Annotated in this window: 8 protein-coding genes; 6 read left to right on the top strand and 2 right to left on the bottom strand. The window is 68.8% G+C overall.

The genetic code is table 11. The features are described from left to right. A partial coding sequence (locus KJS59_RS30065) for an MFS transporter (protein WP_249715156.1) occupies positions 1–380 on the bottom strand: 380 nt, incomplete at its 3' end. A gap of 51 nt (positions 381–431) precedes the next feature. Between KJS59_RS30065 and KJS59_RS30060 the strand changes: the two genes are divergently transcribed. Together KJS59_RS30060 and KJS59_RS30055 are read left to right on the top strand one after the other, a co-directional pair. After that, positions 432–1,025 (top strand): CGNR zinc finger domain-containing protein, encoded by a 594-nt coding sequence (locus KJS59_RS30060; protein ID WP_213457288.1) that lies wholly within the window; start codon positions 432–434, stop codon positions 1,023–1,025. 62 nt (positions 1,026–1,087) lie between these two features. After that, positions 1,088–1,798 (top strand): aspartate/glutamate racemase family protein, encoded by a 711-nt coding sequence (locus tag KJS59_RS30055; RefSeq protein WP_213457286.1) that lies wholly within the window; start codon positions 1,088–1,090, stop codon positions 1,796–1,798. Between the two features lie 94 nt (positions 1,799–1,892). Here the strand turns inward: KJS59_RS30055 and KJS59_RS30050 are convergent, their stop codons facing one another. After that, complete coding sequence (locus KJS59_RS30050; protein ID WP_213457285.1) at positions 1,893–2,492, bottom strand: sigma-70 family RNA polymerase sigma factor; 600 nt, start codon at positions 2,490–2,492, stop codon at positions 1,893–1,895. A gap of 198 nt (positions 2,493–2,690) precedes the next feature. Between KJS59_RS30050 and KJS59_RS30045 the strand changes: the two genes are divergently transcribed. From KJS59_RS30045 to KJS59_RS30030, 4 genes are all read left to right on the top strand, one after another. Beyond that, on the top strand, positions 2,691–4,220 hold the full coding sequence (locus KJS59_RS30045; protein ID WP_213457283.1) for a PepSY-associated TM helix domain-containing protein: 1,530 nt from the start codon (positions 2,691–2,693) through the stop codon (positions 4,218–4,220). A gap of 521 nt (positions 4,221–4,741) precedes the next feature. Continuing rightward, a complete protein-coding gene (locus KJS59_RS30040; RefSeq protein ID WP_213457281.1) occupies positions 4,742–5,359 on the top strand; it encodes a DUF6518 family protein in 618 nt (205 codons plus the stop codon). 163 nt (positions 5,360–5,522) lie between these two features. Then, positions 5,523–5,684, top strand: a complete 162-nt coding sequence (locus tag KJS59_RS30035; RefSeq protein WP_213457279.1) for a DUF6879 family protein — start codon at positions 5,523–5,525, stop codon at positions 5,682–5,684. Further along, complete coding sequence (locus KJS59_RS30030) at positions 5,642–6,565, top strand: helix-turn-helix domain-containing protein (RefSeq protein WP_213457277.1); 924 nt, start codon at positions 5,642–5,644, stop codon at positions 6,563–6,565. The genes KJS59_RS30035 and KJS59_RS30030 overlap by 43 nt, the downstream gene beginning before the upstream one ends. Positions 6,566–7,017 lie beyond the last annotated feature (452 nt).

Genomic DNA, 7,017 nt, shown 5'->3' with positions numbered 1-7,017 from the left:
AACACCGCGGTGTAGAGCAGTGCGACGTGGCGCCACCCGTTCGCCAAGGTCACGGCGAGCAGCGCGAACCCGGCCGCGCGCAGCCAGTTGCCAGCGGTAAGTATCCGTCGTCTGTCCATCCGGTCGGCCAGCGCGCCGGCGGGGAGGGTGGCGACCAGCCAGGGCAGGAACTGCACCACCGTCATGCCCGCCACCGCGAGCGGGTCACGGGTCAGCGTGGCGACGAGCAGCGGTGCGGCGGCCTGTAGCAGTCCGTCGGCGAGGTTTGAGGACGCTTGGGACGCCCACAGTGCCGTGAACGATCTGCGTGGGGCGGCGGCGGGCACGATCGGTCTCCTGACGAGGTTCTCATGGGTGATTAGCTGATTGGGAGTGAGCATGCCAGGACACCGTCTCACATGCAACAATGCTTTCGACCATGAGGGGAGCTGATGGTGAGGTTCGGCCACATCGCGGGCGACCGCATGCTCGACCTGGTGAACACCGTTGCCTGGCGCCTCGGCGGGTGCGAACGCATTGAGAACCTGACGACCTTCTCCGACGTCGTCGACTGGTGCGTCGAGTCCGAACTGATCAGCGGAGACGAGGCCGTGGCCCTGCGTGACCTCGCCGGCCAGGACGACGCCCGGGCCGAGCGGGAACGGCAACGGGTCATCGAAGCGCGCGAGAGGCTCTACGCGGCTCTCTTCGAGAAGGATCCCGAAGCCGCCGCAGACCTCGCGGGCATGTACCGGGCGGCGATCACCGCGGCCGACCTGGTCCGCACGGGCGACCGCTGGCAATGGCGAGACCGGGAAACCGACCTGCGCCTGCCCCGCAACCGCATCGTCCGCGGCCTCGTGGCTCTCACCCAGCGCGACGACCTCGACCGCCTCCATCAGTGCGAAGACGCCAAGTGCGGCTGGGTCTATCTCGACACGTCACCGCGGCGGAACCGCCGCTGGTGCAACACGAAGGACTGCGGGGACCGCAACCGTGCCCGCGCCTACTACGCGCGGCAGAAGGCGAAGAGCTACCGACCCTGATTCATTCACCGTCGCTTATGGAGACGCTGCGTGCAAAGGTGAGCGGATGAGAGGAGAAACTCGTGCTGACGATCGGACTGCTCGGCGGGATGAGCTGGGAATCCAGCGCGCACTACTACCGGCTGGTCAACGAGTGTGTCCGTGAGCGCATGGGTGGTCTGCACTCGGCCCGCTGCGTGCTGTACTCGGTCGATTTCGCCGACATCGAGCAGTTGCAGAGCACCGGGCAGTGGGATGAGGCCGGCCGTCTGCTCGGCCGGGCCGCTGTCGCCGTACAGGCCGGGGGCGCGGACCTGTTGCTGCTGTGCACGAACACCATGCACAAGGTCGCCGACCAGGTCCAAGCCGCCATCGGTATCCCGCTGCTGCACCTGGCCGACGCCACCGCCGCCGCCGTCGGCGCGGCGGGTCTGGGCACGGTGGGCCTGCTCGGTACCGCCTTCACCATGGAGCAGGACTTCTACCGCGACCGGCTGGCCGGACATGGCCTGAACGTGATCGTTCCCGATGCCGACGACCGGGCGGAGGTCCACCGCATCATCTACCAGGAACTGTGCCTCGGTCACGTCAGCGACCCGTCGCGGCAGACCTACCGGCAGGTCATTGACCGGCTCGTCCACGCCGGCGCCCAGGGCGTCATCCTCGGCTGCACCGAGATCGAACTACTGATCTCGCCGGACGACAGCCCGGTCCCGGTCTTCCCCACCTCCCGGCTGCATGTCGAGGCCGCCGTCGACGCCGCGCTGCGTGAACCCAGCCACTCCGGTTCCTGAGGCTCCTCCTCAGCCGCCTCGTCTATCCGATTCCTTTCCCCAGGTTCAGATCAACTGCACCGGCACAACGTCAGGCTGCCGGCTGGCGTGACGGTCAGCCGGCCGTGCGGTAGTGCCGGTGCTCGTCGCTGGCCGAGAGGGCCGCGATCAGGTCGTCGCGGGCCCGGGCGACGCGGGATCGGATGGTGCCGATCGGGCACTGGCTGATGTGTGCGGCCTCGGCGTAGGACATGCCGAGCAGTTGCGTGAGCACGAACGCCTCCCGCCGGGCGGGGTCCAGCTCCGCCAGGAGCCGGCGCACCAGGACCGTGTCGTCGGACCGGGCCGACGTGGCGCAGGCATCGTCCCGCCAGTCGGTGACGCCGGGAATCTGCTCCAGGGACGTAGTCCGCGGCCGGACCCGGGCCGCGCGGACGTGGTCGATCGCGACCCGCCGGGCGATCACCAGTAACCACGTCAGGGCGGAGGACCTACCGGTGAAGCCGGGCAGGTTGCGCCAGGCCCGCAGGTATGTCTCCTGGACCAGGTCGTCCACGTCGGCCTGGCCGTTGAGGTGCGCCAGAAACCGCCGCACCACGTCCTCGGTGTGCCGCACGAACCGGGTAGTCGCGGCCGGATCACCCCGGCCGGCGGCCAGCGCCCACCGGGTCACCGGATCGTCGTCCGGCACGCCGTCGCGCCGCTCCGCCGCCATGGCCGCCTCCTCGCATCCTGGGACCGCCGACGGCCGTCCCGCTCGGGAGCCCGTGGTACGGATCGTGACCGCCACGGGTTCAGCCTCCGGGCGGTTCTTGAGTCCTCCGGGAACTGATCCGGTGTGGCGGCCGACTACCTCTTCGAGTCGAACATACATCGTTACCGATCAATATATATGGTGATAGTGAGGAACTCCATGACCACCACCTCCCCGGCGGCGTCCCCACCCGACCCGGACACGGTCGAGGCGCCGGCCAGGCCGGCAACCGCCGGCCGCGCAAGTGCCCACCCGGCCTGGTCGGTGGGCCCGTTGCTGCTGCGGCTGCACTTCTACGCGGGTGTGCTGGTGGCGCCGTTCATCGCCGTCGCGGCGGTGACGGGCCTGCTGTTCGTGTTCAGCCCGCAGCTGGACTCGGTGGTCTACGACCGGGAACTGCACGTCCCGGTGGCAGGGGCGACCCGGCCGCTGGCAGAGCAGGTGGCCGCGGCCCGCGCCGCCCACCCGGCCGGCGAGCTGGCGACGGTGAATCCACCGGTCAACCCGGGCGACACGACGCGGGTGGCGTTCTCGCTGGAGGAACTGGGGGACAGGCAGCACACCGTGTTCGTCGACCCGTACACCAACGAGGTGCGCGGGACCCTGACCACCTGGTTCGGCGAGACCCCGCTGATGACCTGGCTGGACGACCTGCACCGCAACCTGCGCCTCGGCGTGGTCGGGCGGAACTACTCCGAGCTGGCGGCGAGCTGGCTGTGGGTGGTCGCGCTCGGTGGCCTGTGGCTGTGGCTGCGCCGGCTGCGCGAGTCGCGCCGCTCGAACGGCGTCCCCGGCAAGGCCAACGGCAGGGGTCGCGGCTGGATACGCCGGCTCCTGCTGCCGGACCTGCGGGCCGGCAAGGGCGTGCGGCGTACCCGGGGTTGGCACGCGGCAACCGGTGTGTGGCTGGTGATCGGCCTGCTGATCCTGTCCGCGACCGGCATGACCTGGTCGAGGTTCGCCGGCGGCCACTTCAACATGGCGCTGGACGCGCTGGACTCGAGCCGGCCGGTCGTGTCCACCGACCTCGGCGGCGGCGCCCCCGCCGCGTCCGGTGGTGGCCACCACGGGGCCGAGGCCGCCGCCGGCGACGCGCCCGCGTTCGACCCCGCGGACGTGGACACGGTACTGCGCGTGGCCCGGGACGCCGGCCTGGGCGGCCCGGTCGACATCACCCCGCCGGCCGAGGCCGGTACCGCCTGGACCGTTACCCAGACGGATCTGCGCTGGCCGGTCCGCGAGGACAAGGTCGCCGTCGACCCCGCCAACGCCACCGTGACCGACCGGTTGGACTTCGCCGACTGGCCGCTGCTGGCTCAGCTGACCAGCCTCGGCGTGGCCGCGCACATGGGCTACCTGTTCGGGCCGGTGAACCAGGCGCTGCTGGCCGCCCTGGCCGTGGGCGTCCTGTGCGTGATCGTGTGGGGCTACCGGATGTGGTGGCAGCGCCGCCCGACCCGCGCCGCCCGCCGCGCCCCGGTCGGTGCCCCACCGGTACGCGGGGCCTGGCAGCGCCTGCCCACCCGGGCCGTCGTGGTCGGCATCCCGCTCGCCATCGGCGTCGGCTGGGCGCTGCCGCTGCTGGGCGTCAGCCTACTGGCCTTCCTCGCTGTCGACCTCGTTCTCGGGGCCCTCGCCGCCCGCCGGGCCAGGCGCGCGATACCCACCTCACCCGCACCCGCCGGGTGATCCTTCCTGCTGGTACCGCACGGGGCGCTCGGCTTTCGGCCAGTCGCGGGTGATGTATTCAAACGCCTGCCGCTGCTGGCGGCGGAAGTGGTCGAGAAGCCGGACCAGCCACACCCCGACGACATCATCGAACGGATCGCCGCTGCCGGCGTCTTCGTCGTCCCGTGCGTCGTCCTGAACGCCTCCATGATGGGTATTACCGGATCAGCACTGGCCGACGATCCCCGCGTCAGTGCCCGCCTCGACGAGACTTGGACGAACCTCCTCCTCGGCAGCTACGACCGCTACCGGCACGGCAAGCTGGAGAACGTGCTGAACTCGGTCAAGGCGCTACACGACGCCGGCGTCGACCTCCTCGTCGGTACCGACGCCGGCCCGTTCCCGCTGCCCTTCATGGCCGGGGTGGCGTACCTGGTCCAAGCCGGCCTCGCCCCGGTCCAAGCGCTACGCGGCGACATCCACCCGCCCGCCACGGGTGGGTGCGACGGCGGCGCCAATGCATACCCAGTATGCTCGCTGCCATGCGGCCCGATAACCGACTCGTCGCGCTCACCGCGGTGCTGGGCGGCTTTCTGCTCGGCGTCCTTGACTTTCTCTGGATCAAGTATGTGCCGTACCCCCTCGGCAACCTGGGAAACTCAAGCGCGGTGTGGGCGGTCGCCGCCTTCTTCTTCGGCTTCTGGGTCCGGTCGGGCTGGCTACGCGCGGCAGTGGGCGCCGCTGTCGGTCTCGTCGTCGCGGTCCCCAGCTACTACGTCGCGGCGGTCCTCATCCAGAGCGACGAGTGGGCCGTGCTGTGGGCGCAACCGTCGCTGCTCTGGATGTTCCTCGGTGTCCTGGCCGGAGTGCTCTTCGGCGTCGGTGGAACGTGGGCGCGCGGGCGCGGGTGGCAGCAGATCATCGGCCCCGCGATGCCGGGCGCGGCGCTCTTCGCCGAGGCGGGACTGGAGATCCGCCGGATTGCTGACCCGAACTACGGAAACGATCCACTCTGGAACGCCCTGATCAGGATCACGCTCGGGGCCCTGGTCGTCGTTCTGGCCAGCCGCTCGAACCGGCAACGAGTATTCGCCCTGGCCACGGCGCTGTCCCTGGCGCTGGCCGGCCTGGCGGCGCTCGTGCTGGGCGGCTACCGATGACCGGATGGCCGCCGGCCGGATCCACGCGCCCATCCAGCGACGCACCGGCGCTGGCCGGTCGGATCCGCTCAGGTCGTCGCCGCCGTCGATGGCAATAATCAACGCACCGGTGATACAGGGCATCGCCTAGAAGGGGCGTACCTCTACCTTGCGAACGCCCTGGGTGTTTGACGGCGAGCGAGTGATCTTCAACCTGTTCACGGGTGAGGGCGACTGGGCTGGCCAAGAGATCACAGATGATCCGCGTGTCGTGGAGTTGTGCCAGGCCGGCTTCGAGGCAGTGTGGTCCGCGGCAACGCCGCACCAGGACTACTCGATCGCCTGATCGTCGGCCACGCATTGACTGCGTCACCCCTCCAACAAGCGAAGCAGGCCCTCGGCAGCCAGCTACGCGAGATCCGCGCGGCAGCCGGTCTGACCCAACGAGATCTCGCCAAGCAGGCCGGCTGGCATTCCAGTAAGGCCAGCCGCATCGAGTACGGCAAGCAGATGCCATCGGAGGACGACATCAAGCAGTGGTGTCTGCTTTGCGGCCAACCGGAATCGGTCGCGGACCTGATGGCCATGGTCCGCGCGCTGGATGAGATGTGGGTGGAGTGGCGACGCACGCTGAGTACTGGCACCCGGCATCGGCAACGTGAGCAGATTGCCTTTGAGAACGAAGCGCGACTACTCCGGTGGTACGAGTCGCTGTTGGTGCCGGGTATTGTGCACACGCCGGACTACGCCCGCGGTGTCATGTCGAGGATCATCGACTTCTACGGGGTCGTTGACGACCTGGAACAGGGCGTCGAGACGCGGATGGAGCGGCAGCAGATCCTGTATCGCGGTGATCACCGCCTATGCTTGCTGCTGGCCGGGCAGTGTCTGTATACGATGGTGGTCGATAGGTCGACCATGGCGGGTCAGCTGGACCGGCTTCTGGCGGTACAAGGGTTGGCGAAGGTCAGCCTCGGGATCATCCCGCGGTCCGCAAGCTTCGAGGTGCTACCAAACTCGTTCGTCATCTTCGATGACGCGACGGTGATGGTGGAGACGATCAGCGCGGAGCTGACAATCACGCAGAGCCGGGAGATCGGCTTGTATGTCAAGGCGTTCCAGGCGTTAAGTGGGCAAGCGGTCCATGGGGCTGAGGCGAGATCGCTGATCATCGCGGCATTGCGTGCGTTGCCTGACCAGGATGAGTCCGTCCAGGCCGCTCCGTAAGCGCGCACGATCCCGCTCATCGATCCCCTCCCCGCGCAAACAGCTGCATATTCGTTGAGCCGCCAAGCACCACCCCCTAGCCTTAAAATCAACGGTATTGGCAACCAAGGGGTTTGCTATCCCAGCCGTGACGTGATCGTGGTGTACGTGATCGCGGCCGGGTACAAGCCCGCTGCTTGCGGCCTCGTACCGTGAATTCAGTTGAGATGACCCTGGTCATCACGCATTGCTGGGGAGGAATTCGCCTGTGCGCCCACTGATCGTTATACGTCGTGTTGCCTTTGTCGCAGACACCGTCACCGCCAGCGTTGTCGCCGCCTGTGGAACGAACGCCGGCACGGTGTCAGCCGGCGCAGCTGGACAAGGTCGCCTACGTGGCGGGCTTCCAGGCGCCTCGACCCACAGGGGACGCTCGGCGGCTTCGACGCCGACGTACCCCTGACGGTCAGCGG

It is taken from the genome of Rhizomonospora bruguierae (assembly GCF_018397995.1).
Lineage (GTDB): Bacteria > Actinomycetota > Actinomycetes > Mycobacteriales > Micromonosporaceae > Rhizomonospora > Rhizomonospora bruguierae.
Note: the sequence above shows the minus strand (reverse complement) of the source record. Positions and strands in the feature narration are given on the sequence as shown.